Annotated in this window: 19 protein-coding genes; 9 read left to right on the forward strand and 10 right to left on the reverse strand. The window is 64.5% G+C overall.

Going from position 1 to position 15,265, the window contains the following annotated elements; all coding sequences use genetic code 11:
- The first annotated feature begins 129 nt into the window (after positions 1-129).
- Positions 130-819 carry a cytochrome c oxidase assembly protein gene (locus tag JNB50_RS23200; protein WP_243768893.1) on the forward strand — a complete coding sequence of 230 codons (690 nt, stop codon included), beginning with the start codon at positions 130-132 and terminating at the stop codon, positions 817-819.
- 8 nt (positions 820-827) lie between these two features.
- Here the strand turns inward: JNB50_RS23200 and JNB50_RS23205 are convergent, their stop codons facing one another.
- Entirely contained in the window at positions 828-1,451 is a 624-nt protein-coding gene (locus tag JNB50_RS23205; RefSeq protein ID WP_208042462.1) for a copper resistance CopC family protein, read from the reverse strand.
- A gap of 13 nt (positions 1,452-1,464) precedes the next feature.
- Positions 1,465-2,400 carry a cation diffusion facilitator family transporter gene (locus JNB50_RS23210; protein WP_208042463.1) on the reverse strand — a complete coding sequence of 312 codons (936 nt, stop codon included), beginning with the start codon at positions 2,398-2,400 and terminating at the stop codon, positions 1,465-1,467.
- Between the two features lie 132 nt (positions 2,401-2,532).
- Here JNB50_RS23210 and JNB50_RS23215 point away from each other — a divergent pair, with 132 nt between their 5' ends.
- The gene (locus JNB50_RS23215; protein ID WP_243768894.1) at positions 2,533-2,835 is read left to right on the forward strand and encodes a helix-turn-helix transcriptional regulator; all 303 of its coding nucleotides are present in this window, start codon (positions 2,533-2,535) and stop codon (positions 2,833-2,835) included.
- On the opposite strand, the gene JNB50_RS23220 is transcribed toward JNB50_RS23215, so the two are convergent.
- Complete coding sequence (locus tag JNB50_RS23220; RefSeq protein WP_208042465.1) at positions 2,832-3,128, reverse strand: zf-TFIIB domain-containing protein; 297 nt, start codon at positions 3,126-3,128, stop codon at positions 2,832-2,834. The two genes, JNB50_RS23215 and JNB50_RS23220, sit on opposite strands and share 4 nt — an antisense overlap.
- A gap of 156 nt (positions 3,129-3,284) precedes the next feature.
- On the opposite strand from JNB50_RS23220, the gene JNB50_RS23225 reads away from it, so the two are divergent.
- The 6 genes from JNB50_RS23225 (at position 3,285) to ccsB (ending at position 7,558) form a co-directional block, all read left to right on the forward strand.
- Positions 3,285-3,698: a hypothetical protein gene (locus tag JNB50_RS23225; RefSeq protein WP_208042466.1), complete on the forward strand. Its 414-nt coding sequence runs from the start codon at positions 3,285-3,287 to the stop codon at positions 3,696-3,698.
- 215 nt (positions 3,699-3,913) lie between these two features.
- Complete coding sequence (locus JNB50_RS23230; RefSeq protein ID WP_243768895.1) at positions 3,914-4,621, forward strand: M23 family metallopeptidase; 708 nt, start codon at positions 3,914-3,916, stop codon at positions 4,619-4,621.
- 8 nt (positions 4,622-4,629) lie between these two features.
- Positions 4,630-5,313, forward strand: coding sequence for a thioredoxin domain-containing protein (locus tag JNB50_RS23235; RefSeq protein WP_208042468.1), 684 nt, complete (start codon positions 4,630-4,632; stop codon positions 5,311-5,313).
- 249 nt (positions 5,314-5,562) lie between these two features.
- Positions 5,563-5,991 (forward strand): hypothetical protein, encoded by a 429-nt coding sequence (locus JNB50_RS23240; protein ID WP_208042469.1) that lies wholly within the window; start codon positions 5,563-5,565, stop codon positions 5,989-5,991.
- Positions 5,985-6,566, forward strand: coding sequence for a signal peptidase II (locus tag JNB50_RS23245; RefSeq protein WP_208042470.1), 582 nt, complete (start codon positions 5,985-5,987; stop codon positions 6,564-6,566). Before JNB50_RS23240 ends, JNB50_RS23245 begins: the two co-directional genes overlap by 7 nt.
- Positions 6,563-7,558: a c-type cytochrome biogenesis protein CcsB gene (ccsB, locus tag JNB50_RS23250; protein WP_208042471.1), complete on the forward strand. Its 996-nt coding sequence runs from the start codon at positions 6,563-6,565 to the stop codon at positions 7,556-7,558. Before JNB50_RS23245 ends, ccsB begins: the two co-directional genes overlap by 4 nt.
- A gap of 270 nt (positions 7,559-7,828) precedes the next feature.
- Here the strand turns inward: ccsB and JNB50_RS23255 are convergent, their stop codons facing one another.
- The 7 genes from JNB50_RS23255 to JNB50_RS23285 all read right to left on the reverse strand — a co-directional run bounded on the left by JNB50_RS23255 (position 7,829) and on the right by JNB50_RS23285 (position 14,844).
- Complete coding sequence (locus tag JNB50_RS23255; RefSeq protein ID WP_208042492.1) at positions 7,829-9,811, reverse strand: cation-translocating P-type ATPase; 1,983 nt, start codon at positions 9,809-9,811, stop codon at positions 7,829-7,831.
- Positions 9,757-10,113 carry a helix-turn-helix transcriptional regulator gene (locus tag JNB50_RS23260; protein WP_208042472.1) on the reverse strand — a complete coding sequence of 119 codons (357 nt, stop codon included), beginning with the start codon at positions 10,111-10,113 and terminating at the stop codon, positions 9,757-9,759. The genes JNB50_RS23255 and JNB50_RS23260 overlap by 55 nt, the downstream gene beginning before the upstream one ends.
- A 556-nt stretch (positions 10,114-10,669) precedes the next feature.
- The gene (locus tag JNB50_RS25340; RefSeq protein WP_307794849.1) at positions 10,670-11,020 is read right to left on the reverse strand and encodes a DUF2834 domain-containing protein; all 351 of its coding nucleotides are present in this window, start codon (positions 11,018-11,020) and stop codon (positions 10,670-10,672) included.
- Entirely contained in the window at positions 11,017-12,027 is a 1,011-nt protein-coding gene (locus JNB50_RS23270; protein ID WP_243768896.1) for a hypothetical protein, read from the reverse strand. Before JNB50_RS23270 ends, JNB50_RS25340 begins: the two co-directional genes overlap by 4 nt.
- The gene (locus JNB50_RS23275) at positions 12,024-12,650 is read right to left on the reverse strand and encodes a MerR family transcriptional regulator (RefSeq protein ID WP_208042474.1); all 627 of its coding nucleotides are present in this window, start codon (positions 12,648-12,650) and stop codon (positions 12,024-12,026) included. Before JNB50_RS23275 ends, JNB50_RS23270 begins: the two co-directional genes overlap by 4 nt.
- A 394-nt stretch (positions 12,651-13,044) precedes the next feature.
- Complete coding sequence (locus JNB50_RS23280) at positions 13,045-14,208, reverse strand: tyrosine-type recombinase/integrase (protein ID WP_208042475.1); 1,164 nt, start codon at positions 14,206-14,208, stop codon at positions 13,045-13,047.
- A 42-nt stretch (positions 14,209-14,250) separates the two neighbouring features.
- Entirely contained in the window at positions 14,251-14,844 is a 594-nt protein-coding gene (locus tag JNB50_RS23285; RefSeq protein ID WP_208042476.1) for a helix-turn-helix domain-containing protein, read from the reverse strand.
- Positions 14,845-14,976: 132 nt separating this feature from the next.
- Here JNB50_RS23285 and JNB50_RS23290 point away from each other — a divergent pair, with 132 nt between their 5' ends.
- Entirely contained in the window at positions 14,977-15,144 is a 168-nt protein-coding gene (locus JNB50_RS23290; RefSeq protein ID WP_307794850.1) for a hypothetical protein, read from the forward strand.
- Positions 15,145-15,265: the final 121 nt, after the last annotated feature.

Below are 15,265 nucleotides of genomic sequence, written 5' to 3' on the forward strand. Positions count from 1 at the left end.
AATAGCTCGTCAGCGTCGCGGAGACGGTCGGCGAGCGCTGGCTGCAGCCGCACCTCTTCCGGTTCGGTGCCGCCAGCCTCCTGAACGACGTTCTGTTGCAAAGCGGGTCAGGCTCCCGACGGCCACCGCATGTTCTCGGTGTTCATGCTCCAGCAGCTCACATTGATGATGACGATACCGCCGCTGCTGATCTTGGGAGCGCCGGGCACCCTCCTTCTGAAGGCGACGCCCTCGAGGGGGTCGTGGCGGTTCATTCGGTGTTTCGCGCTCATCGGACTGCGGTCCCGTTGTCCTCGGCTGCTGCTGCATCCGGGTTTCATGGTTCCACTGTTCCTGATGGTGTTCTACGGCCTCTACTTCAGCGGCATCGCGTCGATACTGCTGGCAACCGTCGTCGGGCATCTGTCACTGGAGGTGGTGTTTTTGGCTGCGGGCGTCCTCTTCACTTTTGCCGCTGATTTCACCGGATTCGTTGCCGCGACGTCAGTCGCATCTTGGACGGCTGCTGGACATGTTCATCGAGATGCCGTTGCACGCGTTCTTCGGAGTAATCGCGATGATGGCGACCATCCCGCTCGTCGACTTCTTCGCCCAGGCGCGGCGTGGAACATCGATGCCGTTGCTGATCAGCGGATCGCCGGTGCGTTGGCGTGGTCGTATGGCGAGCTGCCCTCGCTGACCATCGTGCTCATCCTGCTCTTCGCGTGGGCGTCTGATGACACACGTCGAGCGGAGGCGGCCGATCGTCGGAAAGACGCGGAAGGCGACGTTGAGCTCGAGGCGTACAACGCGTGGTTGTGCCGGCTGAATCGCCGCTGAGCGCGTTACTACTTACTGGTGCGTCGACGGTGGAGTTCGGTGGCGAGCCAGAGGCCGCCGCCGGCGAGGATGAGCACGCCGATGATGATGATGATGACCAGCGCGATCGGTGTTCCGGGCGACGTGTTTGCCGCCGTCGGGGTGCTGGTGGCTGAAGTGACGGCGGGTGGTGTTGTCGTGGCTGACGGGTTAGGTGCGGTCGTCGCGGCCAGGATCGGCCCGGCGTAACTAAAGGTGTAGCTGCCGTCGATCGGATGCCCGTCGGCGGATACCGTGCGCCAGGAGACGGTGTAGTCACCCTGATCGGTCATCAGGACGGCCCGGGACAGCGTCCGGTCTTGGATGCGGACCTCGCCGGTGGTGGCCTCATGTCCACCTGGTCCGACCACCTGGATGAGGATGCCGCCTTGTAGGCCATCAAGCGGTGCTTCGTTGAAGGTCAGGACGATTTGATCCAGATTTTCGGTGACTGTTTGGCCTTGAGCGGGATTGGATTCAGCTAGGGCGTCGTGCGCTTCCGCGGGGGGCGGGGTCATTGAGTTGGCGAGGAACGCGAGGGCGACTACGGCTAGGAGGGCGAGGATCCTCCACAGTGGACGGCTGGGCTCGGCGGACGGGGCGGGGGCGGTCATCAAGATTCCCGGGTTATTCGTGTGCGGAATGCTCGTGGCGGCTGTGCTGTGGAGGCTCGAATTGGAATGTGGAGTGTTCGATGCTGACGTCGAAGTGGCTGGCGACGCAGTCCTGGAGTTTGTCCAGGATCTGGGGCAGGCGCCCGTTCTCGAAGGTATCGGGTTCGACGATGACGTGTGCGGTGAGGACGGGGAGTCCTGTCGCGATCTGGGTGGCGTGCAGGTCGTGGAGGTCGATCACTTCCGGCAGTTCCAGGATGTGTTTGCGGACCGAGTCCAGGTCGAGCCCCGGGGGTGTTGATTCCAGCAGCACGCTGGTTGTCTCGCGCAGCAGCTTGAACGCACGCGGGAGGATGAGTACGCCGATGAACATGCCGGCCAGTGCGTCCGCAGCACCCCACCCGGTCAGGGCGATCAGGATCGCGGCGACGATGACGGCGACCGAGCCGAGCGCGTCGTTCATCACCTCGAGGAAGGCTGCGCGGAGGTTGAAGTTCTCGCTCCGGCTGGAGGCAAGTACCGTCAGGGAGGCGATGTTGCCGACTAGGCCGATGACGCCGAAGATCAAGAGCTCCGTGGACGGGATCTCCGGTGGTTCGAAGAGTCTTCGGATGCCCTCGATCAAAACGAACACGCCGACAGCAAGGAGGACTGCGGCCTGCGCCGTTGCGGCGAGTACCTCAGCGCGCCGGTACCCCCAGGTGCGCTTGTTGGTAGCCGGCCGGGTGCTGAGGAAGGATGCAACCAGCGCCATTGCAAGCCCGAGCGTGTCGGTGAGCATGTGCCCGGCATCGACGAGGAGGGCCAGCGACCCTGTCAGGATCGTTCCGATTACCTCGGCGATCAGAATGACGAAGGTGATGCCGAAGGCGATGAAGATACGCACGCGGTGACGTTTTGCCGCCTCACCAAAGGCCTGCATGGTTGTGCCGTGGTCGTGGCCGTCCATTCGGCCTCCTTTCCTCACCGCCCATCATACGGGAATATATGCGCATATGTAAATCTATTGAGGTAATTGGGAACGGTAATCAGAACCGTTCTCGCTACGATGAAGGGGGAGGAGCGGGTCGTGGATCAGTTGATGTTGAACACCCAGAGGGCCGGCGAACTGGCGGAGGTCTTTCAAGGACTCGCATCGCCGACGCGACTCCGGGTGCTTGCTCGGCTACGACAGAGCCCGTCGAGCGTGACGGCCTTGGCGGAGGAACTGCAGATCGGGCAGGCGACCCTGTCCAACCATCTGCGTATCCTCCGCCAAGCGAAGCTTGTCATCGGCGACCGCGATGGGCGCTCGATCACTTACCGACTGTTCGATGATCACGTCGTCGAGTTCTTCGACCAGGCGCTGCTGCACCTCGGCCACGCCCAGCCGGGCGGTGACTAGTCACCGAAGAGGTCTCCCAGCCAGCCACCGCGCCGCTTGTTCCCGTAGCCGTTGTGCCCAGAGTTTCCGTGCCCGCTGTTTCCGTGGTGACCCGATCGATTCGGATCGGGATATCCGGGGGAACCGGCTGGCGGGGATCCGGCATCTGACGGGTTGGGGGTGAGGGAACGGTCGATGATCTTGTCGAGTTCGCCGCGGTCCAGCCAAACACCGCGGCAGCTGGGGCAGTAGTCGATCTCGATTCCGGAACGATCGGAGAGCAGAAGTGTCTCGCCGTCAACGGGGCATTTCATGGTTGGCGCCTTTCTGGTGGGTTTAGTCCACGGAGCGTAGGGGCCGCTTCTGTGAGTCGGCTGACCACCAGCACGCCTCGGATGCGACGATCAGGAGCCGTTTGCTACGCTTCCCTCCAAAGCTGGCTGTTATCGAACTGTGACTGTGGAGGTGACGTGAACGCGCTGAGTCGAGGAGGAATCCAACGCTGGGTCGTCCTGGCCATCTCAGCGCTCACGGTCGTATTCGCCCTACTGCTGGCGCACATGTTCGAAACGGCACACCCCGCGAACGAAGTGGCCGGTCCTTCGGCCTCCGTGATCGTGGACACCGCCGTTCCGGGCGCGGGAGGAACCGGAGTTGCGGTGCTTACGCCGTCAGACAACGGTGTTCCTCACGACCAGATGCTGGTCCTGGGTTGTGTTCTCGGGCTTGCCGCGGCGGCCCTGGCTCTGGCCTTGTTCGTGTGTTTGCTGCGCCGCGACTTGCGCCTTGCTCGGTCGCGCGTGGTGCGATCTTTGGCAGCGTCTTTGCTCCGTGAGCGGCCCATCGCGCCTTCTCTGGAGTCTCTGGCCATAAGCCGGACCTGACGACGACTGGGGCACCCTTGCCGGTGTCATGTCGTCCTTGTCCGCGCCCGTCTTGGGCCAAGTCCGGAAACTCCTGAATGCTCATCACCCGCCGCGCGCGGCCGGTCCGCCGCGCAACCTTCACCCCCGCCCCCGCCGAACACCGGTCTCGCCGTGAGGCCCTCGCCGCCGAACGGAATGTCCCGGATCGGCAACCGAGACGCAGCCGCCCCCGCATGGGTAACCAGCGTGCCCGCCGATCCCTGCAGCTTCCCCTTGTGGGTGCCGTCTTCGCGATGGCCTTGAGCGTGGCGACCTCCGTTCCCGCCGAGGCTGTGGCCCCGGATGTCGCCCTCCGATCGACAGCCGGCCCGGTCACGGCCGGCGTTCCGCAAGCAATCGGGAACACCGTCGGTGCAGCCGTTCCAGTCACCCGTGACACGCTCGCCGCGACCTCCGAGGCCGACCTCGCAGCCGCAGCACGGACCGACCCGGCCGGGACCCTCGTGGGCAACACCCTGGGTCCCATCCAGTGGCCGTTCCCCGGAGATGTCCCGATCAGCGACGGGTACGGGTCCCGTTCCGCGCCGTGCTCTGGATGCTCCAGCAACCACAAGGGCCTGGACATGACCCCTGGCGGGGGAACCAAGATCGGCGCGATCGCCGACGGCGTCGTTCGTTCGGCGGAAGAATCCGACGTCGGGTTCGGCGTCAATGTGATCATCGACCACCGGATCAATGGTGAACGATTCGCGAGCCTCTACGCGCACATGCAGTTCGGGTCGCTACAGGTCCGCGCCGGAGACCGCGTTGTCGCCGGCCAGATCATCGGACGGGTCGGCACCACGGGTGCAAGCACCGGCAACCACCTCCATCTAGAGATCTGGGCGAAGGGGGAGACACCAATCGACCCGTACTCCTGGCTTCGGGCTCGAGCGAGATGAGGCCAAGAATGCCGAAACAGCCACGCCAGCAGCCTCAACCCACCCGCCGGCTCTCCACCCGGTTCTGGGCCAACACCATCATCATCGCGCTCGCGTTCATCGTCGTGATCGTCATCGTGCTCGTCGGTCGTGCCCAATCGGCGTCGCAACAGGCCACCGCGCCCGCCGTCACCCGAGCTGACAGCCGGATACTGCAGAAGGCGGCAACGGACAAGGTCACGGTGGTCGAGTTCCTCGACTTCGAGTGCGAAGCATGCGGCGCCGCCTATCCGGTGGTCGAGCAGCTGCGCGAGCAGTACAAGGATCGTGTCACATTCATCGCACGCTACTTCCCGATACCCAGTCACAAGAACGCTATGAACGCGGCAATGGCTGCCGAGGCGGCCGGCCGCCAAGGCAAGTTCACCGAGATGTACGCGAAGCTCTTCCAGACGCAGACGCAGTGGGCCGAACGACAGGATGACCAGTCGAATACTCTGCGTTCGGTGGCCGACTCGATCGGCCTGGACATGAGCCAGTACGACAAAGACATTGCCGACCCCACCCTTCGGATCCGGGTGACGAAAGACCAAGCCGAGGGTGTCCAGCTGGGTGTGACGGGTACGCCGACGTTCTTCCTGAACGGCGAGAAGCTCACGATGACCTCAACAGAGCAATTCGCCGCCGAGCTGGAGAAAGCATGGCGGCGATGAGGTGGGGCGATCGCCGGATCCGCCGCCAGATGCAACGGCTGTGGAGGACACCAAAGGCACACGAGACCATCCCACCAGCCGTGTACCAGGAGGTAATCGAAGCGGCGACTGCGGCTTCCGCTAAGGTCCAGGTCCTCCGCCGCAGACCCGCAGGCTCCGACGCGGAGCTCGAGGCACTCAGCGACGACATCGACACCCTCATTCGGATCATCAAGCGTCATCGACCCACCCACTGAATCGAGAAGAATCATGTTCACTACTAACCGGCCCGTCCGCATCGTCGCTGCAACTGCGGTCGCGATGACGGTGCCGCTCCTGCTCTCAGGCTGCTCGATCGGGGAGAAGGTCTCCATGCAAGCCCAGAACGTCGGCTGCTCGTTGGTCACGCCGGTCGCGGATAGCATGGCTGCGGACATCGATGCCGCCTTGAAATCAGCGGTTCTCGACCCATCTGCGGCGATCGGCCGGCTCCAGGCAGCCCGGACGGTGCTGGCACCGATCGGCGATCAAATGCCTGCCGGGCAGCAGCAGACTGCCGTTCAGAACGTTGTCGACACGATCGACACACTCATTCCGGTGTTGAAGGCAGAATCCACGGGATCGACAACTGGCACCAGCTCAGACATCCTGACCAAGAAGCTCTCGGAGCAGATGAAAGCGTTGACAACCCTATGCTGACCGACCAACCCGTCGCCGCGACCACCACCGGGATCCTCGATCGTCGACGACTAGCGATGAGGGCGTTGTTCGCTGGCCTTTTCGCGATCGCTGCCGACCAGGCAGCCAAGGGTGTAGCTATCCTCACGCTCCCGTACGGTGAGCCAGTGCCGACCATGATCCCAACCCTGGACCTCGATCTGGTTCTCAACCCCGGAGCTGCGTTTGGGCTTGGTGCCCGGGTCGGGCCACTGCTGGCCGCCGGGATCCTTATCATCCTGAGTATCCTCACCGTGTGGGTCATCCGACGAGTGATCCGCAGAGAGAATCCGACAGTCACCGTGCTGATGGCGATCGCCGTCGGAGGCGGCTGGGGCAACATGATCGACCGCACATTCCGCGGCGAGCACGGAGTTCTCAGCGGCGCTGTCGTGGACTACTTCTCAGTCAGCTGGTTCGCCATCTTCAACCTCGCCGACGTCTTCACCGTCGTCGGCATCGCAGCTGCGGTCCTTGTCGCAACTCTTCAACATCGGCGAACGCAATTGGACAAAGCGCGCTCCAACTTCGACCCGCGCGAGGTGCACCGCTCATGACCGACACCCTCTCCATGCTTTCCACCCTCGGCATCTATGTCGCGATGGGCTTCTACACCGCCGCCTTCGCAGTCTTCTCCATCGATCTGGCCAGACGCGGAGCCGAATCGACCGCACGCGTCCCAAGCGTTGTCGCGCGCCGGGGTATCGCGGCGCACCAGGGAACGACGGTCGTCATCGGTGAGGATCGAGCCGAGACATCCCCTGAGCCGGTGACAGAGCCCTCCGGGGCCGCGCGCGCAGTTATCCGGTGGGCATTCGTACTCACGGTCGCCGGCTTCTTCTTCCATCTCCTCGGGACCGCCCTCCGTGGGATCGCCGCGGCCAGGGTTCCGTGGGCGAACATGTGGGAGTTTTCGATGACCGGCACACTGGTCATCATCGGCGTCTTCCTGCTCAGTAATCTCAAGTGGGACCTCAAGTACCTCGGCACGTTCATCGTCGGGCTCGTGCTTGTCCTGCAGGGGATTGCGCTGCTGCGGTACTACGTTCCGGTCGTGCCGCTGCAGCCGGCCCTGCAGTCGTATTGGCTGGTGATCCATATCATCGTCGCTGTGCTGGGCACGGCGTTCTTCGCTCTCGGGTTCGCCCTCTCCGGATTGCAGCTGCTGCAGTACCGGCGTGAACGCCAGGTGGAAGAGTCCGTTCCACAACAGTTTCGGTTCCTCGCGACGCTGCCGAACTCCGCGGACCTGGAGAACTTGGCCTACCGGATCAACATTGTCGGTTTCGTCGCCTGGACGTTCACACTCATCGCTGGAGCCGTTTGGGCGTCCGCAGCGTGGGGCCGGTACTGGGGGTGGGACACGAAGGAAGTCTGGACGTTCATCATCTGGGTGATCTTTGCCGGCTACATCCACGCGCGGGCTACGCGCGGCTGGCGGGGGTCCCGGTCGGCATGCCTGGCCATCATCGGCTTCGCCGCGGTGCTATTCAACTTCGGCATCGTTAACGTGTTCTTCAAGGGGCTCCACACCTACTCAGGGCTGTAGGGCATCTGAGCCGTCATAGCCGCAGAAGGCGGCTTGCGGTGCCGGTGCGTCTGACTCGCGGTCTGGGTGCCCATCCTGTGCCCGGCGCCGCATTCGGACTCGGCTGGATGACCAATGATGCCTCATTCTTTCGCAGTCATATCGGGGCCACCAATATCGGCAGCGAAGTGGTGCTGATCACGATCGGGTGCTCATGATCACCGGCGTGTGGACTCTTCAATAGTTCGCGGGCGGCGCGCATCTCTCCATCTGAGCTGCGAACAGCATGCTTCATGGCCTCCCAGGGTGGTCGCTGATGGCACCCAGGGGAACGCGTTTCGCCTGGGCGGCGCGGAGGCCGTTGAGGATGACGATGACTTCGGCGACTTCGTGGACCAGGACCACGGCGGCCAGGCCGAGGATGCCGGTGATTGCCAACGGGAGCAGCACGGTGATGATGGCCAGGGAGAGGGCGATGTTCTGGTTGACGATGATTCGGCCGCGGCGGGCGTGGGCGAGGGCTTGGGGGATCAGGCGCAGGTCGTGGCCGGTGAAGGCGACGTCGGCGGATTCGATTGCGGCATCGGAGCCGGTTGCGCCCATCGCGATGCCGATATCCGCTGCGGCGAGGGCGGGGGCATCGTTGATGCCGTCGCCGATCATCGCGGTGGGTCGCAGCTTGGCCAGCTCCTGGATGTTGGCGGCTTTGTCCTCCGGGCGGAGCTCCGCGCGCACGTCGGTGATCTGCGCGGCTTGTGCGAGGGCTGCGGCGGTGCGCTTGTTGTCACCGGTGAGCATCGTCGTCTCTACCCCGTCGAGGCGTAGCGCTGCGATCACCTCGGGAACTTCGGGGCGGAGTTCGTCGCGGATGCCTATCGCGCCGGCGGCGGTGCCGTCCCGGTGGACGATGATGACGGTCATCCCGTGCCCCTCCAACTCTTCCACTTTGGCTGCGAGGATGCCGGGGTTCAGCCAGCGGGGGTTGCCGACCGTGATGACCTGCCCGTCGATGCTGCCGCGGATACCGTGGCCAGCTATCTCGCTGATGTCGGACGCGGTGGCCGCGTGCGGGGCAGCGTTGGTGATGGCGGCCGCGAGTGGGTGTGTGCTCAGCTGCTCGAGGGCGGCCGCCAGGTTCAGCACCTCGTCCTTCGTGCTGCCGTCTGCCGTGAGCACTGCTGTGACGGTGGGCTGGTTGCGGGTGAGGGTGCCGGTCTTGTCGAACGCGATGTGCCGGATGGAGCCGAGCCGTTCGAACACGGCACCGGATTTGATCACGACACCAAACTTGCTCGCTGCACCGATCGCGGAGACGACGGTCACTGGCACGGCAATCGCCAGCGCGCACGGAGACGCGGCCACCAACACAACGAGCGCTCGATTGATCCAGAATGCGGGGTCACCGGAGAGTAGTGAGCCGATCACCGCGACGAGCACGGCGAGGATCAGCACGCCGGGAACTAGCGGCCGCGCGATCCGGTCGGCCAACCGTGCGCGCTGGCCCTTCTCGGCCTGCGCCTGCTCGACCAGTTCAACGATGGTGGTCAGTGAGTTGTTTGCGCCTGCCGCAGTCGTTTCCACCTCGAGCGCACCCGAGAGATTGATCACGCCGGCGGCTACCGTTTCGCCGGGAGTCACGTCGACTGGGATCGATTCGCCGGTGATCGCGGATGTGTCCAGGCTGCTGTTTCCGGTGCGCACCACACCGTCCGTTGCGACCCGCTCGCCCGGGCGGACGATCATCAATTGTCCGACCGTGAGGTCCTTTGCCGGGACCTCACGCGTGGCGTCGCGATCGAGGATGCGGGCGGTTTGCGGCACCAGCGAAAGGAGCGCCCGCAAGCCGTTGCGCGCCCGATCCATCGCCTTGTCCTCTAGGGCCTCCGCGATGGAGTAGAGGAAGGCGAGCGCGGCCGCCTCCTCCACGTACCCCAGGATGACGGCGCCGGTCGCGCTGATAGTCATCAGCAGGCTAATGCCGAGTCTGCCGCGGAAGAGCTTCCGGATCGCGCCTGGCACGAAGGTGAACGCACCCAGCAGCAGACCGATCCAGAAGAGCACTAGGGCGACAACATGTGCACCACCCCATTCCAAGCCGATCCCGGTGAGGAAGAACACCCCGGAGGCAACCGGTAGCAGAACCTCGCGATCCCGCCACCACGGCGACTCCTCCTCATGCTCGTCCTCGACGTGCTCACCGGCGTGGGTGTCTACAGTGCTCACTCGGTCACCTGCTCGCAGCACCCCGGGACGGTGCAGCCCGCATCCAGGCATGGCGCGTTCTCGTCGACCGCGAGCGTCACATCGACTAGCGCGGTCAGTGCGGCGGCCAGGTGCGGGTCGGCGATCTCGTACCGGGTCTGCCGCCCCTCCGGTTCCGCCACCACGATCCCGCAATCCCGCAGACAGGTCAGATGGTTCGACACATTCGAACGCGTCAACTCCAATTCCCGCGACAACACCACCGGATAGTTCGGACCTTTTAGCAAGGTCATCAGGATCCGCGAACGGGTCGGATCCGCCATTGCCCGGCCCAGCCGGTTCATCACATCAAGACGAGAAACAATAGTCAGCACGCACTGACTATACAGTCGCGGATGACATCCCGATATGGCTAAAGAGCAGCGAGGACGTAGATGGTGAGGAAGCCGAGAAAGATCATCGCTGTCAGGCCGACTGTATCGGTCTCTTCGTGTGCCTCGGTGAGCAGCTCTTCCAGCACCAGGTACAACAGCGCAGCGGCTCCGAATGCCAGAACGAACGCTAGTCGGCAGGCACGTGCATGTGCGTCCCAAGGGCGCGGCGGGGAGTGGCGTGAGCGCTCTGGAAAGGCTGATCGAGTAGTGCGCGCCCGGCGCGAGCTCAAGCGCGTTCTGCCGATCCCGCATTTACCCCGCACAGTGAATCGAGTCCGGGCAGACCGAGACTGCCACTGTGCAATCGAAAACGGCGGAAAATCGGGCAAAACGCGCCCTGCGCGACCCTATTAGATCTAGCGGAACCTAATCGTGGTGTCGCTGGTTCGAGTCCCCGCCTCGTTACAGACTCGATACAACGGGAACGGTGGCTGATGATCAGCCGTCGTTTCGTCGTTGAGCCTCCGAGGGCGCGCCGGGCGGGCTCCGCCCGCGGTCAGTCGGCCGCCTCGCCCGCTCCACCTCGTCGGGACAGGTGCCGCTCGCGCATCGCCAGGTAGAGCGGGAACGCGAACGCCAGGGCCAGGAGTGGGATGAGGACGATGTAGACCCAGACGCGTCGCATGCCGATACGACGCGACTCGACGACCATGAAGACGATGGCGGCGACCGCGGCGACGAGGACGTCGATGGTGAGGGACGTCACGGCGGGGCCGCTTCCGGTCCAGTCGCCGATGTAGTCGCGGCGCTCGAGGATGGCGGCGATGTTGAAGGTCCACGTCCCGACTAGCCCGATCACCGCGAGTGCGAGGTAGGCGATCGCGCGACCGTTCCAGCGCTGACTCACGAGCGCGTCCTCGGGAGGCTTTCCGATCGCGCGACCGTCGTCGGCCGGCGTCCGTGCCCGGGCCCGGCGGAGGCGGGTGCGGGAGGGGCACCCAGCGGCCGCCGCCCCATCCCCACAACTATGACCGCGGAGACGATCGCTGCGAGGGTGAGCGCCCATCCGGCCCAGAGGAACACACCCGCGGGCCGTACGATCGACTGCCCTGCCAGGGCTTGGAACGTGAGCAGGGCGAGCGCCCCTGCGTACGCCGCGGTCGCCACGACCACGAGCCGCAACCGCACGCGGTCATCGGCGAGCGGGCGCCACCGGCTCCCCATCCAGCCCAGCAGGATCGCGAACAGCGGCAGCAGTTGCAGCGCGTGCATCCCCACGAAGTGCGGGATGCGCAGGTCGCCGGCGACCGTGCTCCACCCGAGCACCGGCAGGCCGGGCCCGCCATCCGGGAGCCCGACCGTGTGCGCACCCGCGATGCCCCGGAAATCGTGGAGCTGCTGCGGGGTCGGACCGGTCATCAGGTAGGCGAGCCCCATCCCGACCAGGGCGATCACGCCTCCCGCCCGCACCGCGAACGTGGTGGACGGGGTCGGGAGACGCAGGAAGAACACGGCGATGGTGGTCAGCAGTGTGCACACGTAGAGCACGGTGATGGAGATCGCCATCGCCGCCCAGATCCCCTGGGCCAGCGGCGTGGACACGTTGAAGTGGCTGGTCGTGCCCGCGGCGGCGGCGCCGAGGATGAGCGCCTGCTCGACGATCAGGGCCACGGCGATGATCGTGCCGGCGACGTGAGCCACGCGGCGGAAGCGGGGGAGGTGTGCGATGAGCCACGCCCAGGTGACGCTGTAGACGAGGATGGACAACGAGAATTTGAGCGGTTTGGCCCACACGTCCAGCCCCGTGATTTGGCGGGGGTCGACCAGGAGGCCGATCACGCAGACGACGGTGCTCACGAGCATCAGCGCGGCGACCGTCATGAGCGGTCGGTGCCAGGCGTAGACGGATTTCATTGCATGCTTCTCTCACTGGTGACGACGGCCTGCGCCATGCGGCGGAGACCAAGGGCGAGCGTGTCGCCGAGCACGGTGCCGACGACGACGAGCTCGGTCATGCGTGCGGGATCGGGAAGGACGCCGACCGTGGTGAGGTCGGCTTCGGCCTGCAGCCGGGCGGCGGCCGCGTAGCTGTCGAGGTAGTCGTCGGGGAGTGGGAACCCGGCGTTGTCGAAGGCGTCGATCACCTGTGCCGCGATCCCGCGGCCGATGTTGTCGCCGCAGTCGGCCCAGCCGGCGCGGTCGACCACGGCATCCACGCGCTCCAGGGCGGATGGGCTGGGCGGTGCGACGTCGGGGACCGCGGACCGCGACACGGCCTGCTGCGCAGCGTCGAAGGCGTGCGCGACCGGGGCACCTGGCTCGTCGAGCGCCTCCAGCACGGTGCGGACGGCCGCGACGGAGAGCTTGCCTACCTCGAGCATCGCCCGGATGAGCTTCAGTCGCCGCGCATGCTCCTCGCCGTAGATGGTCCGGTTCCCGCCGACGCGCTCGCCGGCGGGGAGCAGGCCCTCGCGGACGTAGTACTTGATGGTCGCGGACGGCGTCCCGGTGCGTTCGGAAAGTTCCGAGATGAGCACGTGCTGATAGTAGCACTACCGGTAGTGGTGCTACCAGTACTTTTGCGCTGCGCTACCGGTCCAAGCTCAACTCGAACAGGCGCGCCAGATTCCCAGGGCGGGGAGGGGCCCTTCGACCAAGCGTGCCCACATTTTGCCCACAATTGATTGGCGAAGCAGGTGATGACCGTGATAGTCGGGGGGCTCAAAACCAGCGGAATCCCGTGGAAACGGGCTGCTGCGCCAGCATTCTGGAGGTGCCTACTAGAGCACACGGCTCATAATCGTGGTGTCGCGGGTTCGAGTCCCGCCCTCGCTACAGTCCATATAAACACTGGGAACGGCGGCTGATCATCAGCCGCCGTTCTTTGGTTTCCGGAGCGATTTGGACACAATTTGGACACACTCCAAATCATCAAGGATCGCTCGGATCTGTCGTGGTCACCGAATCGGCCTCTGGCTGTGACGGCGCAGCCGCGTCGTCGAGCGCCACAGAGGCGGCCTCGTCGAGCCGTTGTGCGACGTCGTCGAGGTCGTCGTTGAAGAGGTCGGCGTAAACGTCAAGCGTCATGGCCGCGGAAGCGTGGCCGAGCATGCGTTGGACCGCCTTGACGTTGGCGCCCGCCGAGACCGCGAGGCTGGCCGTCGTGTGCCGCAGGTCGTGGATTGTCATTGGAGACAACTCCGCCGCCACCAACGCTTTGTCGAACCAGGAGTTCTGGCGAATTGTTGGCGTGGTTTGGTGTTCGCCGAACCTGCCGGGGAAGACGAGATTGGTTTCGGTCTTGCCGTGGACGGCATCGCGGAGCGCGCCGTCCAGGAACGCGGGAAAGGGAACGCTGCGCCGTTTGTGGGTCTTGGGTGATCCAACGATCACCTCGCCGCGCACGAAGACAGCGTTTTCGACGATGTGCAGCCGTCGCCGAGTGAGGTCAATGTCCTTGACTCGGAGCGCCGAGGCTTCGCCCCAGCGCACGCCCGTGTATCCGAGCAGGAGGATCAAGGTCGCGTTCCCACCGCTCGCCTCAGCGAGTCGGTGCAACTGCTGGTGGGAGAGGTAGCGGTGCTCTTTGGACACCTTTCGGGGGAGCGAGACTCCGCGCGCCGGATTGGAGGCGAGTCGATGGTCGCGCACCGCCACATCGAGAATTCCGGCCAGAATCCCGTAGCAGCGGTGAACAAGTGCTGGTGACTTAGCCTTGCCGAAGCCGTCTCCGCCGACGCTGAGTCCGGAGACCCATTGTTGGACGTCGCTGTGGCGAATCTCGCCAATGGCTCGATTTCCCCAAACCGGCCGGACGTGCAGCCGCCACGCAGACTCGACCACCGCGACCGATGACGGCTTGAGGTGGGTTTGCGCGGTCATCCACTGCTCGCCGAGTTCACCGATCGTGGCGCGCGCTTCGGACGCGTCGATGTAGTCTCCGCGAGACTTCTTGACCTCGACGGACGCGAGGTAAAGTTCCGCATCCCGCTTGGTGCGAAAGCCGCGTTTGTTCGCCTGACTGTGGTCAGGTTTCCGGTAACGAACTCGATATCGGCGCCCGCTCGCGGACTCATAAGCTTCGATGCTTCCCATGCGAGTCCTCCACTCTCGCCGAATGACCGCGCTCGCCGCGGCCTACGCTCTTGGCATTTCCTCGTTGTCGGTTAGACCGGCGCTGGCCAGTAGACCTGCGACATTGGCGGCGTCTTCTGCAATCCGATTCATCCGCTTTTCAACGTCCGCATTCGCTCCGGTCAGATCAGGATCCCCTGAGGCCTTCTGGGACTCGAGCACGATTCTTAGCCGATCGAGCTCACGTCGTAGGGTTCCGAGTTCCCGCAACGAGTTAAGGAGCGCGATGTCGGCGCGTTCGGATGCGTGGCGCGGTCGATAGGCGCTTGCCGGTATGGCGGACAGCCAGCAATCGAACTCGGCCGCACGCATCCCGTCGAAGTCGGCACTGAGGTTCGGCAGGTCCAGCGCGGAGTCGGGTGCTCCCATCGGCGCCAGCAGCATGCTTACCGGAACGTTCAGCCCGCGAGCGATATTGAGCAGCTGGCTAACGCTGATGTCGGCCTTCCTGCCGGACTCGATGTTCTCCAAGATCGCTTCGGTCACGTTGCCTCCCGGGATCGCCTCAGCGAGGTCCCCAGTGGTGCGAAAACCGCGCGCTCGCCGCGCCAATCGAATTCGTACGCCGATGCCCGATTCGGTTCGGAAGTCTGCCATTTCAACAGCCTAGCGCACCGACTGTTGTCAAGCGAGCGGAAATGCGTTACCGTTCCTGCAACAACTCAAACGCTCCCAGGTTGTCGAAACGGAGGAGATACGATGACTGGAGAATTCATACAGCCAGCTGAAGTGGTCGAGCTGACTGGGCTGTCCATCGCAGCACTCGCCCAGCTGCGCTATCACGGCAAGGGGCCGCGCTTCTACAAGCCGACACCGCGAACCGTCCTTTACAAGCGGGCGGAGGTGTTGGCATGGCTGGAAGCGAGCGCCCAGACGAAGACTGGAGTGTACGCATAGCCGACCAGGTGCAGGCCGCTCCCGGCGTCATCCAGGACTTCGTCCGCGGCTACATTGTGCCGGTCGATCCGATGGATGATCTCCGGTGCGAGAGCTGTCAGTAGAACCAGACTTCCACCCC

The organism is Leifsonia sp. TF02-11, from assembly GCF_017565305.1.
Taxonomy (GTDB): domain Bacteria; phylum Actinomycetota; class Actinomycetes; order Actinomycetales; family Microbacteriaceae; genus Leifsonia.

Bases quoted from the DNA above. Each gene is read 5' to 3' on its own strand.
- JNB50_RS23200 (WP_243768893.1), top strand. From the start codon at position 130: ATGTTCTCGGTGTTCATGCTCCAGCAGCTCACATTGATGATGACGATA.
- JNB50_RS23205 (WP_208042462.1), bottom strand. From the start codon at position 1,451: ATGACCGCCCCCGCCCCGTCCGCCGAGCCCAGCCGTCCACTGTGGAGG.
- JNB50_RS23210 (WP_208042463.1), bottom strand. From the start codon at position 2,400: ATGGACGGCCACGACCACGGCACAACCATGCAGGCCTTTGGTGAGGCG.
- JNB50_RS23215 (WP_243768894.1), top strand. From the start codon at position 2,533: ATGTTGAACACCCAGAGGGCCGGCGAACTGGCGGAGGTCTTTCAAGGA.
- JNB50_RS23220 (WP_208042465.1), bottom strand. From the start codon at position 3,128: ATGAAATGCCCCGTTGACGGCGAGACACTTCTGCTCTCCGATCGTTCC.
- JNB50_RS23230 (WP_243768895.1), top strand. From the start codon at position 3,914: ATGGGTAACCAGCGTGCCCGCCGATCCCTGCAGCTTCCCCTTGTGGGT.
- JNB50_RS23235 (WP_208042468.1), top strand. From the start codon at position 4,630: ATGCCGAAACAGCCACGCCAGCAGCCTCAACCCACCCGCCGGCTCTCC.
- JNB50_RS23240 (WP_208042469.1), top strand. From the start codon at position 5,563: ATGTTCACTACTAACCGGCCCGTCCGCATCGTCGCTGCAACTGCGGTC.
- JNB50_RS23245 (WP_208042470.1), top strand. From the start codon at position 5,985: ATGCTGACCGACCAACCCGTCGCCGCGACCACCACCGGGATCCTCGAT.
- ccsB (WP_208042471.1), top strand. From the start codon at position 6,563: ATGACCGACACCCTCTCCATGCTTTCCACCCTCGGCATCTATGTCGCG.
- JNB50_RS23255 (WP_208042492.1), bottom strand. From the start codon at position 9,811: ATGCCTGGATGCGGGCTGCACCGTCCCGGGGTGCTGCGAGCAGGTGAC.
- JNB50_RS23270 (WP_243768896.1), bottom strand. From the start codon at position 12,027: ATGAAATCCGTCTACGCCTGGCACCGACCGCTCATGACGGTCGCCGCG.
- JNB50_RS23280 (WP_208042475.1), bottom strand. From the start codon at position 14,208: ATGGGAAGCATCGAAGCTTATGAGTCCGCGAGCGGGCGCCGATATCGA.
- JNB50_RS23285 (WP_208042476.1), bottom strand. From the start codon at position 14,844: ATGGCAGACTTCCGAACCGAATCGGGCATCGGCGTACGAATTCGATTG.